A 19,900-nucleotide genomic window follows, 5' to 3' on the forward strand; every position below is an offset into this window, starting at 1 on the left:
CATTATGTAAATGGAACTTAACAACTTTACAAAAAGATAACTTTTTTTCGACAAAATTTTTATATTCCCTTGACGAAAAATAAATAAACATGTAATATAAAAAAAGTCAGAGCGGTACTGTTGCTGACAATCACAAATGCGGGTGTAGTTTAGTGGTAAAACCTCAGCCTTCCAAGCTGATGTCGTGAGTTCGATTCTCATCACCCGCTCCATACATACGTTATTAACGCAGTGTTTCGTTTCTCAGATAAACGAAGTATTGCGTTTTTTTATGTAAAAAAGAACACGGTATTCGTGTTCTTTTACGTAAGCCAATGTACTGTATGGGTGCCGCCGTGAATTTGTTCAAACATTTTCGTTAATGATGATAAGAGGTTAACAGCGCTGCTTTTCTCAATCGATGGCGGGAAAAAAATGATTTGCAGCATATTCTTAGTCTCGTTTGAAACGGGATAGTGGTTGACGTTGTTTTTGAAATCGCCAAAAATGCCGTTTTCATCAGAGAAAAGCAGTATGTTTTCTTTTTCTCCCAATGAGATCCGGACCGGCTCATGAAGCTTTCCGGCATCATAAATCATAATAGGCAGAGAATATTTTAATGCGAAAAAATCGATTGTGTCATGGGCCGAGTCTTTACTTTCCATGAATTGTTCCTTGGATATCGGGACCAGCATGTCCTCCATTGGGGTTGTTTCTCCCTCAAATGAAGGGTTAAGCTGTTTAAAGAGTTCCTGCCATTCCTTGACGAAGGATTCATCGGATATACCGCCGTCCGCATAGTCGAAAAACAAGGATTCTTGAAACAGGCGGAGTCTGCCTTTCAGCATTTGCGGTGAGGAGCCGACTTCGATATTCTCATAAATGACAGCAGCTGCATGTAAGCCGGCCGCACGTTCAGTAATAACAGAATCAAGTTTGATATTCACTAGCATTCACTCCAGTTACGTGATATCAACCTATTATAAACGCTGTATCGTTTTATCACAAAGAAAGGAGGCTGTGCAAAACATGAACGTTTATCAGCTCAAAGAAGAATTAATTGAATACGCGAAAAGCATTGGCGTGGACAAGATTGGTTTTACGACCGCTGATACTTTTGACAGTTTAAAAGACCGTTTGATTCTTCAAGAATCACTCGGCTATCTCTCCGGCTTTGAAGAGCCAGATATCGAAAAAAGGGTGACGCCGAAGCTTCTTTTGCCGAAAGCGAAATCAATAGTGGCAATTGCTCTCGCATATCCTTCCAGAATGAAGGATGCGCCGAGAAGCACGAGAACTGAGCGCAGGGGCATTTTTTGCAGAGCTTCCTGGGGAAAAGACTATCATGATGTGTTGAGGGAAAAGCTTGATCTGCTGGAGGATTTTCTAAAAAGCAAGCATGAGGATATCAGAACGAAGTCAATGGTTGATACAGGTGAATTGTCTGATCGCGCCGTTGCGGAACGTGCCGGAATTGGATTCAGTGCGAAAAACTGTATGATCACAACACCCGAGTATGGCTCTTATGTGTATTTGGCGGAAATGATCACAAATATCCCTTTTGAGCCTGATGTGCCGATTGAAGATATGTGCGGGTCCTGCACGAAATGCTTGGACGCCTGTCCGACGGGAGCACTGGTTAATCCCGGGCAGCTTAATGCGCAGCGCTGCATCTCTTTTCTGACCCAGACAAAAGGATTTTTACCTGATGAATTCCGGACAAAAATCGGAAACCGCCTGTACGGGTGCGATACGTGCCAAACGGTATGCCCTCTCAATAAAGGGAAGGATTTTCATCTTCATCCGGAAATGGAGCCTGATCCTGAGATTGCCAAACCGTTATTGAAGCCGCTTTTGACCATCAGTAATGGGGAATTTAAGGAGAAATTCGGGCATGTCTCAGGTTCTTGGCGCGGGAAAAAACCGATTCAGCGAAACGCCATTCTCGCGCTTGCGCATTTTAAGGATGCTTCCGCACTGCCTGAATTGACGGAACTGATGCACAAGGATCCGCGTCCTGTCATCAGGGGGACAGCCGCATGGGCAATCGGAAAAATCGGAGACCCCGCCTACGCGGAAGAGCTTGAAAAAGCGCTGGGAAAAGAGAAGGATGAAGAGGCAAAGCTGGAAATTGAAAAAGGAATTGAGTTGCTAAAAGCTTCAGGCATGACTAAACAAGGCCTGTCCTGACATACGTATAGAGCAGAAGGAAAAAACACTTGAGATCATCCAAGTGTTTTTTCTCTATAAAAAAGTATGGCGGGTGGGGTGAGCTTGAAGTACATTTTAGAACAATTAGCGGAGGAGCGGCTGGGCTTTCTGGTTAACGGGCATGCTATGAGACAGGAGTCTCAAGTCGGAGACCTTAAAGTCATGGAGCGTAAGAAAAAGCTTCTGGAAAAACGTAAAGTTGACATCATAAAAGCGAAAGCAAAGGCCGTGATTAATCATGTGCGGGTTGAGGATGACGGAACGACCTGCCTTTCGTATACCATCCATTACGAATACGTGTGTAAGGAACAAGATGACAGCTTGTATATAGAAGAGCACATAGAGGAGCGAATGGCTTTCCTGTATGATCACATTTTGATTAGTGATCAGGAAATTGCGAAAAAGCCGGCTGGATTTCATGAAGGGACCAGTATTATTGACTATTCTGAAGCTGAAGAGGAAAGAGAAGCGTTTGGCAGGGCTTTTCAATACGATCGTCTCGGCGCTGTCCAATATGCCGAGAAATTTTGGAACAAGCGCAATCCTGCTTATAAAAATTTCAGCGATAACTGTACAAATTTTATTTCTCAGTGTCTTCATGCAGGAGGCGCGCCGATGCGCGGTCATCCGAACAGGGGATCAGGCTGGTGGATGAAACAAAGCTCATGGAGCTACAGCTGGACGGTGGCTCACTCTATGAAAATGTATTTGTCGAATTCAAAGGCCGGACTGCGTGCGGTGCGGGTGAAATCAGCGGAAGAACTGATGCCGGGCGATGTGATTTGCTATGACTTCGAAGGAGACGGCCGGTTTAATCATACAACGATTGTCGTGGCAAAGGACAAAGGCAATATGCCGCTTGTCAACGCCCAGACCTATGACAGCCGGATGAGGTATTGGTCATATGAGGATTCTACGGCATACACGCCGTCAATACGATATGCCTTTTTTCATATCGTTGATGATACGACAAAAGAGTAATTAATGTTATAATGATGGGCGGATAAGAAAAACAGAGGTGAACATTGTGGCATTACATGTCGTTTTATATCAACCAGAAATTCCCGCTAACACAGGGAATATTGCACGTACTTGTGCAGCAACCAATACAACGCTACACCTGATTCGTCCGCTCGGCTTTTCAACGGATGATAAAATGCTGAAGCGTGCCGGACTCGATTATTGGGAGTTTGTTAACGTTGTGTATCATGATTCGTTAGAAGAATTGTTTGAGGCATATAAAAAAGGCAAGTTTTTCTTTATTACAAAATTTGGCCAGCAGCCTCATACATCATTTGATTACACTGATCTTGACGAGGATTATTTCTTCGTGTTCGGAAGAGAAACAAGCGGTTTGCCAAAGGATTTAATTCAAAATAATATGGACCGCTGCCTGCGTCTTCCGATGACAGAGCACGTCAGATCGTTAAATCTGTCCAATACTGCCGCGATTCTTGTTTATGAAGCGCTGCGCCAGCAAAATTACCGTGATTTAAAATAGTGAAAAAACCCGCTCATCGATGATGGGCGGGTTTTTTTGCGGATGTTGAAATGCTTTGTTTCGTTTTTGGGCTTAACAACGTAACAGTGTTATGTTACAATGTACCCATCAAAGGAGCTGGACTTATGGAAGAACAATTAATCTCTAAAAAAGAATTACTTGAAAGAACATCGATTTCATACGGTCAGCTGTATCGATGGAAGCGGAAAAACTTAATACCTGAGGAATGGTTTATTCGTAAATCCACATTTACAGGGCAAGAGACGTTTTTTCCGAGAGAGGAGATTTTAAAACGTATATCAATGATTCAAAAGATGAAAGAAAATTTGTCTTTGGATGAAATGAGGGAAATGCTGTCGCCGAAAATGAAGGATGTCAGCATGACCGCTGATGAATTGCTTCATAAAGGTTTGGTTTCAAGGCCTGCTCTTGAAGCCTATTCAGAAGACGGAGGAAGTCCGGTTTTTTCATCCAGCGATTTGCTTTCGCTGTTTGTGCTTGAGGGCCTGCTGCAGTCTGGAAATGTCAGCCTTGCAGAAGCAAAAATGGCTGCAGAGGTATTAAAGAAGCATGATACTGAAGAGATTGAAAAACAGACGGAGCTGATTGTGCTCCGCAAGCTCGGTGTCACAACTTGTTTTATAGCGGCTGCGGCGGACAGCATTTTGTTTGAATCATCCGTAAAGGTTGTGGAACGGGTAGATTTATTAAAAGCTTCAGAGGAATTAAAAACAACATTTATGCAGGAGGGCCATCAATGGATGTAGTGGAAAAGCTGGTGATAAACGGATCAGGAAGTTCAAAGGGAGGAACATTTCAATCTGTTGAGATTAATGGCAGCGGGACAGTGGCCGGGGACGTGGAGTGTGACACTTTTTCTTTTAATGGAAACGGAAAAGCCGACGGCAGCGTCAAAGCGAAAGCGGTAACCATCAGCGGTTCAGGAAAGATACATGGAGACGTTGAAGCAGAATCTATCCGGATGAATGGCACTGGTTTTATTCAAGGAGAGGTATCTGCAAAACAATTGAAAATCGCTGGATCATCAACATTTGGCGGCACTGTCAAGGCTGATGGCATTGACATTAGCGGAAAAGCTGTCATGGAAGCAGATTGTGAAACAGAAACCTTTCAATCAGAAGGGAAATGCAAAATCAGCGGGCTTTTAAATGCAGACCAGGTGATCATTAAGCTTTCTGCAGGGGAAAGCTATGTGCGGGAGATCGGCTGCCGCCATCTTCAAGTGACCTGCAGAAAAGGAATGCTGACATTGCTCAGATTAATGCCGCAGCCTGTTCTAACAGCAGAGCTGATCGAAGGTGACGTGATTGAATTGACAAATACAAAGGCGAAAACCGTGCGCGGAAATAAAGTGGTCATCGGCCCGGATTGCCAGATTGAAACCGTCGAATACAGCGGGGACTATACCTGTGATCCAAGCGCGTCGGTTGAAACATCCACAAAGTTGTAAGGAGGATCGTAATGGAGACAACAAAACTGGGAAATTTAAAATTATATGGCGCTGGGCATGCCGCAGGAGGCGCGTATCACAATGTCAGCATCAAAGGAGAAGGTGTAGTTGGAGAAGGGCTGTCTGCTGTAGGCTGCCGCATATACGGAACGGGCCTTTTTCTCGGAAAAGCAGAGACTGAGCGGCTGCGTGTGCTCGGAGAAAGTGAATGTAAAGGCGATCTGACAGCCGGCAAAATCAATATATATGGGACAATGAAAGTCAGCGGCTCACTTCAATTTGATCGATTCAATCTGAAAGGCCAGACTGAAATTGGCGGGAATATGACTGGAGAATCCTGCGATGTGAAAGGGAAGCTTAGCGTAATAGGTGATTGTGAAACAGAAATGTTCCATGTCACAGGCTGTGTTGATGTATCGGGGTTATTAAATTCGGGTGAGATCAAGCTGGGATTGAGCCATGATATAAGCCATGTGCAGGAAATCGGCGGAACAACAATTACAGTGAAAAGACGCGCGAGTTTTTTTAGCCGGAAGAAAGGGAAGCTGATCGCCGATGTCATAGAAGGAGATCGGGTTTATTTGGAGAATACCGAAGCGGCAGTTGTCAGGGGAAAAGAAGTGATCATCGGGCCGGGATGCAGCATCGGAACGATTGAGTACGAAAACAAATGTGAATGCGATCCGCATTCACAGATTAAAGAAAAAACAAAACTGTAAAACATTGTTCTGTTATACAAAAAGGTGCTCTTTCAGGAGCACCCTTTTTTATTCTTTTCCAGGCTTGCTATCGTATCCTGCGGTAAAAATTGATACTAAAAAAGTGACAATGACACCCATCATGATGATTGTTTTCACCGTCTCTCCCCCTCTTCAATTTTTCCGTGCTGTCCGAGTCTGGATGATTCTGTATTTTTCTTTATTATGAACGGTCGCGGTCTGCCTTGTCAACGATGTATAAGTATCTTTATTTTTAAGAAACCAAAGCATGTATCACGGGATGGCGGCATAGATTGTATCAAAGTACCTTATTTGCATAGTGTATCAAACATGATAGAGGAGGTCCTTATGGATATATTAAAGAAAATTGAACAGTACAGAGAGGAAGAGCAGCGGCTGAAATGGGAAGGAACTTTTGCCGATTATTTGGAGATTATTAAAGAAAATCCGATGGTCGCGCAATCTGCTCATTCTCGAGTTTTTAATATGATAAAAGACAGCGGGATAGAGGAGATTGACGGGCGCAAGAAGTACAGTTTTTTTGACCGCGAGCTGTTCGGGCTTGAAGAATCTCTGGAGCGTCTTGTGGAAGAGTATTTTCATCCGGCTGCCAAACGTCTAGATGTCAGAAAGCGGATTCTATTGCTGATGGGGCCTGTGAGCGGCGGTAAATCCACGCTGGTCACAATGCTTAAAAAAGGTCTCGAAGCGTACACGCTGACAGATAATGGCGCTGTATATGCTATTAAAGGCTGCCCGATGCACGAGGACCCTCTACATTTAATCCCCCATCATTTACGCGATGACTTTTACAGGGAATACGGCATTAGAATAGAAGGAAGTCTTTCTCCTTTAAATGTCATGAGGCTGGAGGAAGAGTACGGAGGAAGAATTGAGGATGTGAAGGTGGAGCGCATCTTCTTTTCAGAAGATAAGCGTACGGGAATTGGAACATTCAGTCCCTCTGATCCGAAATCTCAGGATATTGCCGATTTGACGGGGAGTATTGATTTCTCAACAATCGCCGAGTACGGTTCAGAATCAGATCCGCGTGCTTACCGGTTTGACGGAGAGCTGAATAAAGCGAACCGCGGGATGATGGAGTTTCAGGAGATGCTGAAATGTGATGAGAAATTTCTCTGGCATTTGCTTTCCTTGACACAGGAAGGGAATTTTAAAGCTGGGCGGTTTGCGTTAATTTCTGCTGATGAGCTGATCGTGGCTCACACGAATGAAACGGAGTATCGCTCATTTATTTCTAATAAAAAGAATGAAGCCCTGCACTCAAGAATCATCGTGATGCCAGTTCCTTATAATTTAAAAGTGTCTGAGGAAGAGAGAATTTATGAAAAAATGATCGCAGAAAGCGATGTGGCGGATGTTCATATTGCCCCGCATACGTTGAAGGTCGCCGCGATGTTCTCAATCCTTACCCGGTTAAAAGAGCCAAAACGGTCGGATATTGATCTGGTCAAGAAAATGAGACTGTATGATGGAGAAAGTGTGGAAGGATATAATTCTGTCGACGTTGAGGATATGAAAAAAGAATATAATGATGAAGGTATGAGCGGCATTGATCCGAGGTACGTGATCAACCGGATTTCTTCAACGATTATCAGAAAAAATATGGAATCGATTAATTCTCTCGATGTCCTTCGTTCCTTAAAAGAAGGTCTTGATCAGCACCCATCAATTTCAAGCGAGGACAGAGAGCGGTATTTGAATTTTATTTCTGCCGCCCGCAAGGAATATGACGACATTGCGAAAAAGGAAGTTCAAAAAGCGTTTGTGTATTCGTATGAAGAATCAGCAAAAACACTTATGGACAATTACCTCGATAACGTAGAGGCTTATTGCAATAAAAATAAGCTTCGTGATCCTTTGACAGGAGAGGAAATGAACCCTGACGAAAAGCTGATGAGATCCATCGAAGAGCAGATCGGCATTTCGGAAAACGCCAAAAAAGCGTTCCGCGAAGAAATTTTAATCCGCATCTCGGCCTATGCGAGAAAAGGCAAGCGGTTTGATTACAATTCCCATGAAAGACTGCGTGAAGCTATTCAGAAAAAGCTGTTTGCTGATCTGAAGGATGTCGTTAAAATTACGACCTCAACAAAAACGCCGGATGAGCAGCAGCTGAAAAAGGTAAATGAAGTCGTGGCCCGTTTAATTGATGAGCACGGCTACAACTCGACGAGCGCCAATGAGCTGCTGAAATATGTCGGCAGCCTGCTGAACCGATAAGCAACGTGACCCGTCCGAATAGGGCGGGTTATTTTGTCCCATTTTCTAAATAGTTTGTCAATTAAACGTGCATATGTGCATATGATGAATATAAATCTTTTCAAAAGACTTGTTTCATAATCTGGCACAAGCCGGAATACGTATGTATCACGACCACAAATGGTTAAGGAGGGGAATTCATGTCCCAAAATGACAGCGGCCATTTTTTGATTTCTGAGGAAAACTGGTCCCTCCATCGCAAAGGCTTCGATGACCAGCAGCGCCACCAGAAAAAAGTGCAGGAAGCGATCAAAAACAATCTTCCGGACCTCGTAACTGAGGAAAGCATTATTATGTCTAATGGAAAAGATGTAGTGAAGATCCCAATCCGTTCACTTGATGAGTATAAAATCCGTTATAACTATGATAAAAATAAACATGTAGGGCAAGGAGACGGCGAGAGCCAGGTTGGAGATGTTGTGGCCCGGGATGGATCAGACAAAAAACAAGGGCCTGGAAAAGGGCAGGGTGCCGGTGATCAGGCAGGCGAGGATTATTATGAAGCGGAAGTTTCATTAATGGATTTAGAAGAAGCGCTTTTTAAAGAATTAGAGCTTCCGAATCTCCAACAAAAAGAGCGGGACAATATCATTCATACAGATATCGAGTTTAATGATATCCGTAAAACAGGGTTAACCGGTAATATTGATAAGAAAAGAACGATGATGTCAGCCTTTAAACGAAACGCAATGTCAGGAAAACCGTCGTTCTACCCAATTTATCCGGAGGACCTGAAATATAAGACGTGGAATGACATCACAAAGCCCGAATCAAAAGCCGTCGTTTTAGCCATGATGGATACAAGCGGCAGTATGGGGGTTTGGGAAAAATACATGGCCAGAAGCTTCTTTTTCTGGATGACCCGTTTTTTGCGGACAAAATACGAGACTGTGGAAATTGAATTTATTGCCCATCATACAGAAGCAAGAGTGGTCTCGGAGGAGGATTTTTTCTCAAAGGGAGAAAGCGGCGGAACCATTTGTTCTTCCGTATATCGGAAGTCGCTTGAGCTTATTGATGAAAAGTACAATCCCGCCCGCTATAACATTTACCCGTTTCATTTTTCTGACGGTGACAACCTGACATCTGATAACGCGCGCTGTGTGAAACTGGTCAATGATATTATGAAGAAGGCCAATCTATTCTGCTACGGCGAGGTCAATCAGTACAACAGGCATTCAACGTTAATGTCTGCATATAAAAATGTAAAAGATGAGAAATTTAAGTACTATATTTTAAAACAGAAATCTGATGTTTTTCAGGCTCTAAAGAACTTTTTCAGAAATGAAGAGTCTGGTGTAAGCCATCAATTTTCGTAATGAAAAGCCCATTTCAGGGCTTTTTTTTATTTAATAAAAGCAAGAAAACGCTTGCGAAAAAAATACGGGAGAAAAAGAAATTTTTCCTTTGACAAATCTTCTTTCATTTATTAATATTTTATCTTGTGAACTATTATTGAGGAATGAGGTGAAAAGGAGTTGACTGAATCAGAACGTGCTTTGCTCACTTTTGAACAGCTCTTCGATACGTCTCGGGCGATATATAAAAAACAGAAGAAGATATTGGAGATTGTGCTTGAGCCTTTTGATATTACAGTCCTTCAATATTTGCTGATGTTTAAAATTCATCAAAGCGGAAGCACCCCGCTAAGCAAGCTGGCAATGTCGCTTGATCTTAAGCCTGCTTCTGTGACGCGGATGACAGATATTCTGTATAAGCGCCAATTGATGAATCGATATGACAGTCCGGATGACCGCCGTATCGTCATGATTCAGTTAACCGAAGAGGGGGAAGAACTGATAGAAAAAGCCGCTGTGCAATATGCAAAAATGGGTGCTGGCTTGTACCAAAAGCTTGATACCTCCCAGCTGCAGTATTTGCGCAAACTAGCCGGAAGCTTAACGAAGCTTGCTGAAGGCTGTTCAGAAAAAAGCGGTAATTAAAAACTTCTCACATATTTTCACCAGCTTTCCGCAAAATGATAGAGGATGAAACGAAAGGAGAAAACAAAATGAACAGAGGACGTTTAATTCTGACCAACATTATCGGTTTGATTGTTGTTCTTGCAATTATAGCTGGAGGTGCTTACTACTATTATCAAAGCACAAACTACGTAAAAACAGATGAAGCAAAAGTAGCGGGCGATATGGCTGCTATTACTGCTCCAGCAGCAGGTAAAGTATCTGACTGGGATCTGGATGAAGGAAAAACAGTGAAAAAAGGCGACACAGTTGCAAAAATCAAAGGCGAACAAACTGTTGACGTAAAATCCATTATGGATGGAACAATTGTGAAAAACGAAGTGAAAAACGGACAAACCGTACAAGCTGGTACAACAATTGCACAAACGATTGACATGGACAACCTATACATCACAGCAAATATTAAAGAAACAGATATTGCGGATATTGAAGTAGGAAATAGTGTAGACGTTGTAGTTGACGGAGACCCTGATACAACATTTGACGGTACTGTGGAAGAAATTGGCTATGCGACTAACTCAACTTTTGATATGCTTCCTTCTACAAATTCAAGCGGAAACTACACAAAAGTAACACAAAAAATTCCTGTGAAAATTTCAATCAAAAACCCATCTGATAAGGTGCTTCCTGGAATGAATGCATCTGTTAAAATTTCTGAGTAAAACAGATCAGTCATCAAACCATGAAAGGAGGTTGTCTTAGATGGCTACAGGCAAAGAAAAAAATGCAAAAAACCCTATGTCATTGCTGATTGTGCTAATGGCGGGTTTATTTTTGGCAATTCTAAACCAAACACTGCTTAATGTTGCAATGCCGCACTTAATGACTGAATTTGGCGTAAGTGCAACGACGATTCAGTGGCTGACAACAGGTTACATGCTTGTTAACGGTGTATTGATTCCGTTATCTGCTTTCCTGATTACACGATTTGGCCAGCGGAGTCTCTTTCTCGTCGCGATGTTTTGTTTTACGCTCGGTACGTTAGTCTGCGGTATCGCACCTAACTTCTCTACAATGCTGATCGGCCGTTTGATTCAGGCCGTGGGCGGAGGTATCTTGCAGCCGCTCGTTATGACAACCATTCTGTTAATTTTCCCGCCTGAAAGCAGGGGGAAAGGAATGGGGATTTTCGGGCTAGCGATGATGTTTGCTCCAGCGGTCGGCCCGACTCTTTCCGGGTGGATTATTGAGCATTATACATGGCGCATTATGTTTTACGGACTTGTGCCGGTCGGCGCAATTGTTATCATTGTGGCTTTCTTCATCTTTAAAAATATGGTGGAGCCGCAAAAAATCAAACTCGATACTCTTGGCGCAATCCTCTCGATTGTCGGATTCGCCTCCTTATTATACGGAGTCAGTGAAGCCGGGTCTGACGGCTGGACCGACCCGATTGTATTGTCTACAGTTATTATCGGAGCCATTGCAATTGTTGCTTTTGTTGTTCAGCAATTGCGTCATGATGATCCGATGCTTGATTTCAGAGTGTTTAAATATGACATTTTCTCACTCTCGAGTGTCATTAATATCATTATAACAGTGGCACTTTACACTGGTATGTTCCTTTTACCGATCTATCTGCAAAACCTGGTCGGCTTTACGGCGCTTCAATCCGGTCTGCTTCTGCTTCCGGGTGCGATCGTTATGCTGATTATGTCACCGATCTCAGGTATATTGTTCGATAAATTCGGACCGAGACCGCTTGCGATTATCGGGCTTCTCGTGACAGTGGTAACAACATATCAATACACGCAATTGACAATTGATACACCATATACACACATCATGCTGATCTATTCAATTCGTGCATTTGGTATGTCTCTCTTAATGATGCCAGTCATGACAGCCGGGATGAACCAGCTTCCTGCCCGTCTGAACAGCCACGGAACGGCGATGAGTAACACGCTTCGCCAAATCAGCGGATCAATCGGAACAAGTTTAATTACGACGATTTATACAAACCGGACGACATTCCATTATTCACAAATTGCAGATAAAACAAGCACGGCGGACCCGAACTTCCTCCATGCGTTCCAAAATGCAGTTTCGAATTTAATGGTGAATATGAATGTGTCTTATGATACGGCGAAAACATATGTGTACTCACATATTTATAAACACGCGTCACTCGATTCCAATGTCATGGGGATAAATGATGCCTTTATGTGGGCAACCTTATTCTGTGTAGCAGGTTTGATTTTAAGTATCTTCCTGCGTGACGTCAGAAAAGATAAATTGCGTAAGAAGAAAAAAGAGGAGCTTTCATTACTTCCTGCTCCAAAAGAAGCTAAGGAATCTTAATCTGTACAGGGAGGTTTCCTGAATGAAAATTTATGTAGTGTATGATAGTGAAGGCGAACATACTAAAGTGCTTGCAGAAGCGATCGCTGAAGGCGCGAGAGAAAACGACGCGGCTGAAGTGTTCATCGACCATGTAGATCAGGCTGATATCCGCAAGCTTAAAGATATGGATGCGATTATTTGGGGATGCCCAGGGCATTTCGGAACAATCAGCTCCGGTCTTAAAACTTGGATCGACAGACTTGGCTACTTGTGGGCTGAAGGCGAGCTGATCAACAAAGTCGGTGCTGTTTTCTGCACAACGGCAACAACACACGGCGGCTTGGAAATGACAATGCACAATTTAATCACGCCGATGTTCCACCAAGGCATGATCGTTGTCGGGCTGCCTGGCAACGTGCCCGAAAACGCACTTTATGGCTCTTATTACGGAGCAGGTGTCACTTGTCCGGTAGACAGTGATGAGTTAATGTCTGAGGAAGGTATTCAGCTTGGACGCGCGTTGGGAAGACGTGTCAGCCAAGTCACAGGAAACCTAACAGCAGGACAGTAAGGAGAGGTTGAAATGGCCATTATTATAGCAATAATTGCTGCTGTCATTGTCATTGCGGCCCTTATTACATTTAACGTCCGCAACGCCTCACCTGGACCTGAGAAGCAAGAAGCAACCGATAGAATCGCACCTCCAGAAGAGGAAAAAAATGAAGCGCATTACCCTGCTGAGGCAAGGGCTGCCGAGCATACGCCATCCGTTGTCAAAAACGATTCTCCAAAGCGTGACACAATGGGTGATGATATTTACAGGCAGGCGCTGCAAAAGTTTAAGCATTCTGATGAAGTTCATGCAGAAGAAGAGGTCACTGAGGAAAGTGACAAAATGCAGGACCGCAGCTATCGTGATGCGCTGCTCTCTATGAAAAATAAGAAAAAGTAATGAAAAAGGCAAATCCGTTTACTCATGGCGGGTTTGCCTTTTTTGCTGTTTCCATCAATTATGTTTTATCAAATAAATCCATGGAATATGTTGTATTTCATTTTGATCTAGTGTACTATGTTACTCATACACCGAGGATTTTTTCCGGGAGGTAAAGACATGGATTCTTTTTTAGGTTTGTTAAAGAAAGATATCAAGCTTTCAAGAATTTGGCTGCTAGTATGGATATGCGGAATCGTTTTCTTATTGGGAACAGGCCATATTATAGCTTCTCGCACGAAAGAACCTCTAGTCATTTTTGGTTTTTTTGTTGCAGTTGCTTTTTTTCTGCTTTTCTTATCTCCTGTTTTTGTGTTTTATCACCTTCGCAAGGAAGGGAAATCACAGCTTTGGCTGTACAATCCAAATGGCGGCTTCTGGCTGTTTTCTTCTAAATTGGCAGCATCTTTGGTCTATCAATTTGTGATTCAGCTGGCATTAACAGCCTATGGCATATGGATGTATCATATGCTCTCTGTAAAAAATCTGCTGGAGCATCAAGTTGATATAACGAGTACAGTGGCTTTGCTGAATATGTATGGGCTTATTTCTTCGTTAGATATGTCAGTAACAGTCATTGTGTTTTGGACTGTTTTTCACTCTCTCAGAAATTGGCGCGGAATGCGGTGGGCTGCGATGGTTCTGTTGGTTGCAGTGTGGTTATTCTTCGATGAATACATCATAAGCCCTTTGGTTGAATCTCAAAAGCATTTCTGGCCGGTAACAGTCTATTGCAATTTTGATTTCTACTTCCATAATGTTTGGAGATTGGAACTAAAACCTATCCATCTGTCTGTGCTAGGGTTTCCTATTACTTTAGTCATCACGTTCTTGCTGCTCATCATGGCTTCAAAACTGCTTGATCGTAAAGTAGAGGTGTAAATATGGACAATCAATTCCAATCCTCGAAACCGATTTATCTGCAGATCGCTGATCAGATCTTTTATAGGCTGGTCAGGAAGGAGCTGCTCCCAGGAGACAAGCTTCCTTCAGTAAGAGAAATGGCGATTCAAACTAAGGTAAATCCCAATACAATTCAAAGAACGTACAGTGAGATGGAAAGGCTGGGTATTGTGGAGACAAGAAGAGGTCAAGGGACGTTTATTGCGGAAAAAGCAGAAATCGTAGACGAGCTGAAAGACAAGCTGACACGAGAGGTGCTGGAAGGCTTTGTCAAGCAAATGAAAGAGCTGGGGCTAACGAAAGAGGAAATGTTAGAAGGGATTAAAACATTCACAGAGGGAGGCTAAAATGGAAATCAAGCTAGAACATGTATCAAAAAAATACGGCCGCCATACGGCCGTCAATGATGTGTCAATCACCCTATCATCCGGACGGATTTATGGCCTGATCGGACCGAACGGCAGCGGCAAGTCAACGACCCTGAAAATGATGGCTGGCCTTCTGTTTCCGACTTCAGGATTTGTGAAAGTTGATGAAGAGCAGGTTACGAGAGAAATGGTGCGTCAAACGGCTTATCTTACTGAGCTTGATATGTTTTATCCGCATTTCACTGTTAAAGATATGGTGAATTTTTATCAGTCGCAGTTTCCTGATTTTCAATCAGAACAGGCTTATAAGCTATTGAATGAGATGCAGCTGAATCCGGAAAAAAAGATCAAAAAGCTATCAAAAGGAAATCGGGGCCGGCTGAAAATCGTTCTTGCTTTAGCGAGACGGGCAGACGTCATCGTGCTTGATGAACCTTTTTCCGGGCTTGATCCGATGGTCAGGGATTCCATCGTAAACAGCCTTGTGTCGTACATTGATTTTGAGCAGCAGATTGTCGTGATCGCGACACATGAAATTGATGAAATTGAGACTTTGTTAGACGAAGTAATCATCCTCGCCAATGGGGAAAAAGTTGCGCAGCGTGAAGTAGAAGATATTCGTGAACAGGAAGGCATGTCTGTGTTGCAATGGTTTAAATCAAAAATGGAAGTTTGCTAGAAAGAGGAGGAATATGATGAAAACAGTGTTGGAATTGAAAAACGTGACTAAAAACATCAGAGGCCGAACGATCATTGATGATCTCAGTTTTACGATTCGTGAAGGCGAGGTATTCGGTTTTTTGGGACCAAACGGAGCGGGGAAAACGACAACCATCCGGATGATGGTGGGGTTAATGAAGCTGTCGAAAGGTGATGTCCTCATTTGCGGCCAATCAATTACGAAAGAATATGGCAAGGCGATTAAGCATATTGGAGCGATCGTTGAGAATCCCGAGCTGTATAAATTTTTGAGCGGATATAAAAATCTCCAGCAATACGCAAGGATGGTCAAGGGTGTCACGAAGGAAAAAATTGATGAAGTTGTTGAACTGGTCGGTTTAACAGACAGAATCCACGACAAGGTGAAAACATATTCTCTGGGGATGAGACAGCGTCTTGGCTTGGCACAATGCCTTCTGCACGATCCGAAAGTGCTGATTTTGGATGAACCGACAAACGGCCTTGATCCGGCGGGGATCAGAGAAATCAGAGATCATTTAAAGAAGCTGACCCGAGAAAGAGGAATGGCTGTCATCGTTTCAAGCCACCTGCTGTCAGAAATGGAACTGATGTGTGATCGAATTGCGATTCTGCAAAAAGGAAAGCTGATCGATATTCAAAATGTAAAAGATGAAAACATTGATGAGAACGATACATATTTCTTCCAGGTTGAGCAGCCGAATGAAGCCGCTGCTGTTTTAAATCAGTACGATTTGCTGAGTAAGACAAATGGTGTAGAAATCAAACTGGCTAAAGACGAAGTCCCTGCGGTTATTGAATTGCTGGTGATGCAGCAAATCCGTATTTATGAGGTCAAGGTCATAACAAAATCATTAGAGGACCGTTTCTTAGAAATGACAGGTGAAACAAAAGAGGAGGTTCAGCATGCTTAATTTGATTTATAATGAGTGGCTCAAAATTTTCAGCCGTGCCGGAACATGGGTGATGATCGGAATTCTGGGGCTGACAATGGTTGGATTTTCATTTTTGGCGAATCATTTTTCTGCTGGTGAATCAAATTCCCATTGGAAACAAGAACTTCAAGCACAAAACGCCGAATTAAAGAAAGAAATCAAAGAAGATCCTTCACTGAAAGATGGGTATAAAGAAACAATCACACTCAACGACTATCGCATCGAGCATAATATCCCTAGTGACACGGGCTATACGGTATGGTCTTATGTAACGGATTCAGCAAACTTTACCATCCTTACCGGTCTGTTTACTATTATCATCGCGGCCGGAATTGTCGCGAACGAATTTAATTGGGGAACGATTAAGCTATTAATGATTCGGCCGCTCAGCCGTTTTCAAATTTTGATGTCCAAATATATTACAGTTCTCCTGTTTGGGCTCCTGTTGCTGTTGATTTTATTTATCGGTTCTACTTTATTAGGGTTGATCTTCTTCGGGACGGGTGGTGAAACCGCCGCGAATATTCATTTAATCTATAAGGATGGCCATGTCATTGAGCAAAACATGATGGGGCATTTGGCCACAACGTATCTTTCTGAATCCGTCTCGGCTTTAATGGTGGCGACGATGGCATTTATGCTGTCTGCGGTATTCAGAAACAGCTCTCTTGCGGTTGGTTTTTCCATCTTCTTGTTGGTTGCCGGTACGACTGCAACTGCATTTATTGCAGCGAAATTTGACTGGGCAAAGTATATATTGTTTGCTAATGTCGACTTGACTCAGTATGTGGATGGCACACCGTTAATAAAAGGGATGACTATGACGTTTTCTATCGTCATGCTGGCGATCTACTTTATCATCTTCTTGTTGCTTGCTTTCGGAATCTTCATGAAGCGGGATATTGCAAACTAATAAAGAAAGCTGTTTTGCATAAGCAAAACAGCTTTTTTGTCAAAATAAAAACTGCAGGTTTGCACCTGCAGTTTTTCATATCAATTTATGCTTACGCTTCTTTAGTAACGTTAGCAGCTTGTGGTCCGCGGTTTCCTTCAACGATTTCAAAAGAAACAGCTTGGCCTTCTTCTAAAGTTTTGAAGCCTTCGCCTTGAATAGCAGAGAAATGAACGAATACATCGTCTTGACCTTCTACTTCGATGAATCCGAAACCTTTTTCAGAGTTGAACCATTTTACTTTACCTTCTAACATGAAATTTCCTCCTAAAGCGATCATAACGCTTAAATTCACTATTCTTGCTCTTAACAAACTTTCAAGACGAAAACTCTTACAAAACTTTCTTCTTAAAGATAGTTCGAACAAAAATAATTACCTTTACTCTACCAGTAATCTTCGGAAAAAACAACTGCTTATTGAAACTTTTTTCGGAAAATACCATATTTATTTTTCAATTTGATATTTATTTGCGGAAATTCATCTGCTTTCTCGATATGTGATCATACGTTTGCCTTAGTATTCCTTCATTTTGGGAAGATAAGTAATAGGAATTGACAACCTTATTGGATATGAGTAAGGTAAAAGTTAATCAATATTACAAATGACAACGTTTATCAACTAAGAGAGCGTATGATTTTTATGTCTGATATTGCTTGCATGCTCTAATACATAGATAGGAGTATGGTCACAATGAAAAAGTGGCTTATATGCAGTTTCGTCCTTGTTCTTCTCGTTTCATTTACTGCATGTTCACCGTCTGCAGAACATGAATCGATAAAAATCGGGATTGCTGAGTCTGACGGGGCAATATGGAACTATATTGCTCAAAAGGCTGAAGAGGCAGGGCTGGATATTCAGCTGATCCCTTTTTCTGATTATGCGGAGTCTGATATCGCACTTGCTAACAAAGAAATTGATGCCAACGCCTTTCAAACCATTTCATATTTTCAGTCGTTCACTCAAAAATACAAACTTAATTTGGCACCGCTCGGAACGACATACATAACGCCCATGGGCATTTATTCAAAACGATATGACCGAATCCGAGATATACCGCGAGGAGCTGTCGTTTCTGTTCCGGATAGAGCGTTCGATTTTGGCAGGGCGCTTACGGTGCTCCAGGAAGCGGGTTTGCTAACGCTGAAAAACGGATTTAACGGAACAGGTTCAGTTGATATGATTAAAGATAATCCGAGACACCTGAAATTAAAAGCTGTCCGGCAACAGGATGCAGTGAGCGGTGCCGACGTGTTTGTCATGAAACCATCAGAAGCAAAAAAAGCGGGCCTGAACCCGAAAAAGCATACGCTAAAGAGCGGCGGACTCATGTCTGAGGAAGAGATGAATTTGATTGTTGTCAGAGCGGAGGATCAAGACCGGGAAGCGCTGCAAACCATTCTTGAGCTTTATCAAGCTGATGATACAGCGGCATTTATAGAAAAAGAATATCAGGGAGATCTTGTCCCGGCTTTTCTGCCTTTGAAACGTCTTTCAGATTGGAAGAATGAATTCGAACATTGAATTCATTCTTTTTTTTCTGAAAAACACACTCTGTTCCGTCCCGTTTCTTTCGCTTTGTAAAGCATTTGATCGGCAAGAATGGGCAAGGATCCTGGCTGTTCCGTATTATTGGGGTAATGAGCGGCTCCTAGTGATATCGTAACTGAAAGCTCTTCGCCGTTTGTTAATACAATCGGTGCATCGCTTACAGCGCTCCTGATCCGTTCAGCGATTCGGGCTGCTTTATCAAGAGAACAGTTCGGCAGGAGAACGGCAAATTCTTCACCGCCGATCCGAGCGGCAGGATCTGTATTTCGGATGCTCTGCTTCAGACGTAACCCCAGCTCTTTGAGCACCTGATCTCCTTCATGATGGCCATATTGGTCATTGATGGTCTTAAAATGATCGATATCCATATAAATCAGTGCAAATTGAAAATGCGGGGTATCGGCCGCCTGCTGATACAGAGCTTTTGTGGTTTCTTCAAACTTTCTTCGGTTATACACGCCTGTTAAAAAGTCAAAGTGCGCCTGAAACTTATATTGTTTAAAAAGAAGATGTGCATTTGTTTCATGATCAATAATATATAAACTGAGCATGCCGCCCGCTATTGATATGATCCAAAAATACAAATGAAGTTCGTATGAATGTAAATCTATAAGAAAATAAAAGGAAAAGGAGATCAAGCTATTTGTGATTATTAAAAGATAGAAAGCATGTTTTAGTTGAACTTTTTTTCTTCTAGAAACAATGAGTGACGGAATGGCAGCGATACAAATGATAATAACCGAGTATAGTGCAGATGTGTTCATCGTAATCAGCAAGCGGCCTGCAGTGATCATGGCCAGGGCCGTTGCCGTTGAAACCCAGCCTCCATAAAGAGCGGCAATCATAATAGGGATATTTCGAAGATCAATAATTGAATGCTGATAGGTAAATCCAAAAACCATCAGAATAACCCCGAGCAAACCGCAGGCCAGTCCTTTAACAGCTTGAAAGGATATGCTGTCTTTTTTATGTACTAGCCTTTCTTTAAACAGGTGGGTGAAGAGATAATTAAATGTGATTAAAATGGTCAAATTTACAAACAGTTCTTTCAGCAAATATTATCACCCTTATATA

Annotated in this window: 22 protein-coding genes, 1 tRNA gene and 1 pseudogene; 21 read left to right on the plus strand and 3 right to left on the minus strand. The window is 42.5% G+C overall.

Annotated elements, in window-relative coordinates:
• Positions 1-138 precede the first annotated feature (138 nt).
• Positions 139-212: transfer RNA gene (locus FB592_RS05585), tRNA-Gly, on the plus strand.
• 90 nt (positions 213-302) lie between these two features.
• Here the strand turns inward: FB592_RS05585 and FB592_RS05590 are convergent.
• Positions 303-926 (minus strand): B3/B4 domain-containing protein, encoded by a 624-nt coding sequence (locus FB592_RS05590; RefSeq protein ID WP_003233449.1) that lies wholly within the window; start codon positions 924-926, stop codon positions 303-305.
• 82 nt (positions 927-1,008) lie between these two features.
• Between FB592_RS05590 and queG the strand changes: the two genes are divergently transcribed.
• From queG to FB592_RS05685, 19 genes and pseudogenes are all read left to right on the plus strand, one after another.
• On the plus strand, positions 1,009-2,169 hold the full coding sequence (gene queG / locus FB592_RS05595; protein ID WP_141949366.1) for a tRNA epoxyqueuosine(34) reductase QueG: 1,161 nt from the start codon (positions 1,009-1,011) through the stop codon (positions 2,167-2,169).
• Positions 2,170-2,235: 66 nt separating this feature from the next.
• Positions 2,236-3,171: an amidase domain-containing protein gene (locus FB592_RS05600; protein WP_010886452.1), complete on the plus strand. Its 936-nt coding sequence runs from the start codon at positions 2,236-2,238 to the stop codon at positions 3,169-3,171.
• A 37-nt stretch (positions 3,172-3,208) separates the two neighbouring features.
• Complete coding sequence (trmL, locus tag FB592_RS05605) at positions 3,209-3,691, plus strand: tRNA (uridine(34)/cytosine(34)/5-carboxymethylaminomethyluridine(34)-2'-O)-methyltransferase TrmL (RefSeq protein WP_010886453.1); 483 nt, start codon at positions 3,209-3,211, stop codon at positions 3,689-3,691.
• Between the two features lie 125 nt (positions 3,692-3,816).
• Positions 3,817-4,458, plus strand: a complete 642-nt coding sequence (locus FB592_RS05610; protein ID WP_003245603.1) for a YhbD family protein — start codon at positions 3,817-3,819, stop codon at positions 4,456-4,458.
• Positions 4,449-5,162 carry a bactofilin family protein gene (locus FB592_RS05615; protein ID WP_021479697.1) on the plus strand — a complete coding sequence of 238 codons (714 nt, stop codon included), beginning with the start codon at positions 4,449-4,451 and terminating at the stop codon, positions 5,160-5,162. Before FB592_RS05610 ends, FB592_RS05615 begins: the two co-directional genes overlap by 10 nt.
• 11 nt (positions 5,163-5,173) lie before the next feature.
• Positions 5,174-5,881 carry a hypothetical protein gene (locus FB592_RS05620; protein ID WP_124073070.1) on the plus strand — a complete coding sequence of 236 codons (708 nt, stop codon included), beginning with the start codon at positions 5,174-5,176 and terminating at the stop codon, positions 5,879-5,881.
• 348 nt (positions 5,882-6,229) lie between these two features.
• Positions 6,230-8,125 carry a serine/threonine protein kinase PrkA gene (prkA, locus tag FB592_RS05625; protein WP_003239626.1) on the plus strand — a complete coding sequence of 632 codons (1,896 nt, stop codon included), beginning with the start codon at positions 6,230-6,232 and terminating at the stop codon, positions 8,123-8,125.
• A 179-nt stretch (positions 8,126-8,304) separates the two neighbouring features.
• A complete protein-coding gene (gene yhbH / locus FB592_RS05630) occupies positions 8,305-9,483 on the plus strand; it encodes a sporulation protein YhbH (RefSeq protein WP_003233432.1) in 1,179 nt (392 codons plus the stop codon).
• A 159-nt stretch (positions 9,484-9,642) separates the two neighbouring features.
• The gene (locus FB592_RS05635) at positions 9,643-10,107 is read left to right on the plus strand and encodes a MarR family transcriptional regulator (protein ID WP_003233431.1); all 465 of its coding nucleotides are present in this window, start codon (positions 9,643-9,645) and stop codon (positions 10,105-10,107) included.
• Positions 10,108-10,142: 35 nt separating this feature from the next.
• Positions 10,143-10,808 (plus strand): biotin/lipoyl-containing protein, encoded by a 666-nt coding sequence (locus tag FB592_RS05640; RefSeq protein ID WP_014476241.1) that lies wholly within the window; start codon positions 10,143-10,145, stop codon positions 10,806-10,808.
• Positions 10,809-10,848: 40 nt separating this feature from the next.
• Positions 10,849-12,447 (plus strand): MFS transporter, encoded by a 1,599-nt coding sequence (locus FB592_RS05645; protein ID WP_141949367.1) that lies wholly within the window; start codon positions 10,849-10,851, stop codon positions 12,445-12,447.
• 22 nt (positions 12,448-12,469) lie between these two features.
• Positions 12,470-13,000, plus strand: coding sequence for an NAD(P)H-dependent oxidoreductase (locus FB592_RS05650; protein ID WP_003233428.1), 531 nt, complete (start codon positions 12,470-12,472; stop codon positions 12,998-13,000).
• A 12-nt stretch (positions 13,001-13,012) separates the two neighbouring features.
• Positions 13,013-13,381, plus strand: a complete 369-nt coding sequence (locus tag FB592_RS05655; protein WP_141949368.1) for a hypothetical protein — start codon at positions 13,013-13,015, stop codon at positions 13,379-13,381.
• Positions 13,381-13,536, plus strand: a pseudogene (locus tag FB592_RS05660) (hypothetical protein). The gene FB592_RS05655 and the pseudogene FB592_RS05660 overlap by 1 nt, the downstream one beginning before the upstream one ends.
• Positions 13,537-13,540: 4 nt before the next feature.
• On the plus strand, positions 13,541-14,302 hold the full coding sequence (locus tag FB592_RS05665; RefSeq protein ID WP_141949369.1) for a hypothetical protein: 762 nt from the start codon (positions 13,541-13,543) through the stop codon (positions 14,300-14,302).
• A 2-nt stretch (positions 14,303-14,304) separates the two neighbouring features.
• Positions 14,305-14,670: a GntR family transcriptional regulator gene (locus FB592_RS05670; protein ID WP_003233424.1), complete on the plus strand. Its 366-nt coding sequence runs from the start codon at positions 14,305-14,307 to the stop codon at positions 14,668-14,670.
• Position 14,671: 1 nt separating this feature from the next.
• The gene (locus tag FB592_RS05675; protein ID WP_141949370.1) at positions 14,672-15,370 is read left to right on the plus strand and encodes an ABC transporter ATP-binding protein; all 699 of its coding nucleotides are present in this window, start codon (positions 14,672-14,674) and stop codon (positions 15,368-15,370) included.
• A gap of 16 nt (positions 15,371-15,386) precedes the next feature.
• Positions 15,387-16,304 carry an ABC transporter ATP-binding protein gene (locus FB592_RS05680; RefSeq protein WP_038829223.1) on the plus strand — a complete coding sequence of 306 codons (918 nt, stop codon included), beginning with the start codon at positions 15,387-15,389 and terminating at the stop codon, positions 16,302-16,304.
• A complete protein-coding gene (locus FB592_RS05685) occupies positions 16,297-17,238 on the plus strand; it encodes an ABC transporter permease (RefSeq protein WP_085186403.1) in 942 nt (313 codons plus the stop codon). Before FB592_RS05680 ends, FB592_RS05685 begins: the two co-directional genes overlap by 8 nt.
• Before the next feature lie 91 nt (positions 17,239-17,329).
• On the opposite strand, the gene cspB is transcribed toward FB592_RS05685, so the two are convergent.
• Positions 17,330-17,533 (minus strand): cold shock-like protein CspB, encoded by a 204-nt coding sequence (gene cspB, locus FB592_RS05690; RefSeq protein WP_003224086.1) that lies wholly within the window; start codon positions 17,531-17,533, stop codon positions 17,330-17,332.
• Between the two features lie 435 nt (positions 17,534-17,968).
• Here cspB and FB592_RS05700 point away from each other — a divergent pair, with 435 nt between their 5' ends.
• A complete protein-coding gene (locus FB592_RS05700; RefSeq protein WP_085186401.1) occupies positions 17,969-18,799 on the plus strand; it encodes a MetQ/NlpA family ABC transporter substrate-binding protein in 831 nt (276 codons plus the stop codon).
• 2 nt (positions 18,800-18,801) lie between these two features.
• On the opposite strand, the gene dgcK is transcribed toward FB592_RS05700, so the two are convergent.
• A complete protein-coding gene (dgcK, locus tag FB592_RS05705; RefSeq protein WP_021479688.1) occupies positions 18,802-19,881 on the minus strand; it encodes a diguanylate cyclase DgcK in 1,080 nt (359 codons plus the stop codon).
• Between the last annotated feature and the right edge of the window lie 19 nt (positions 19,882-19,900).

This window comes from Bacillus sp. SJZ110 (assembly GCF_006715455.1).
Lineage (GTDB): Bacteria > Bacillota > Bacilli > Bacillales > Bacillaceae > Bacillus > Bacillus subtilis.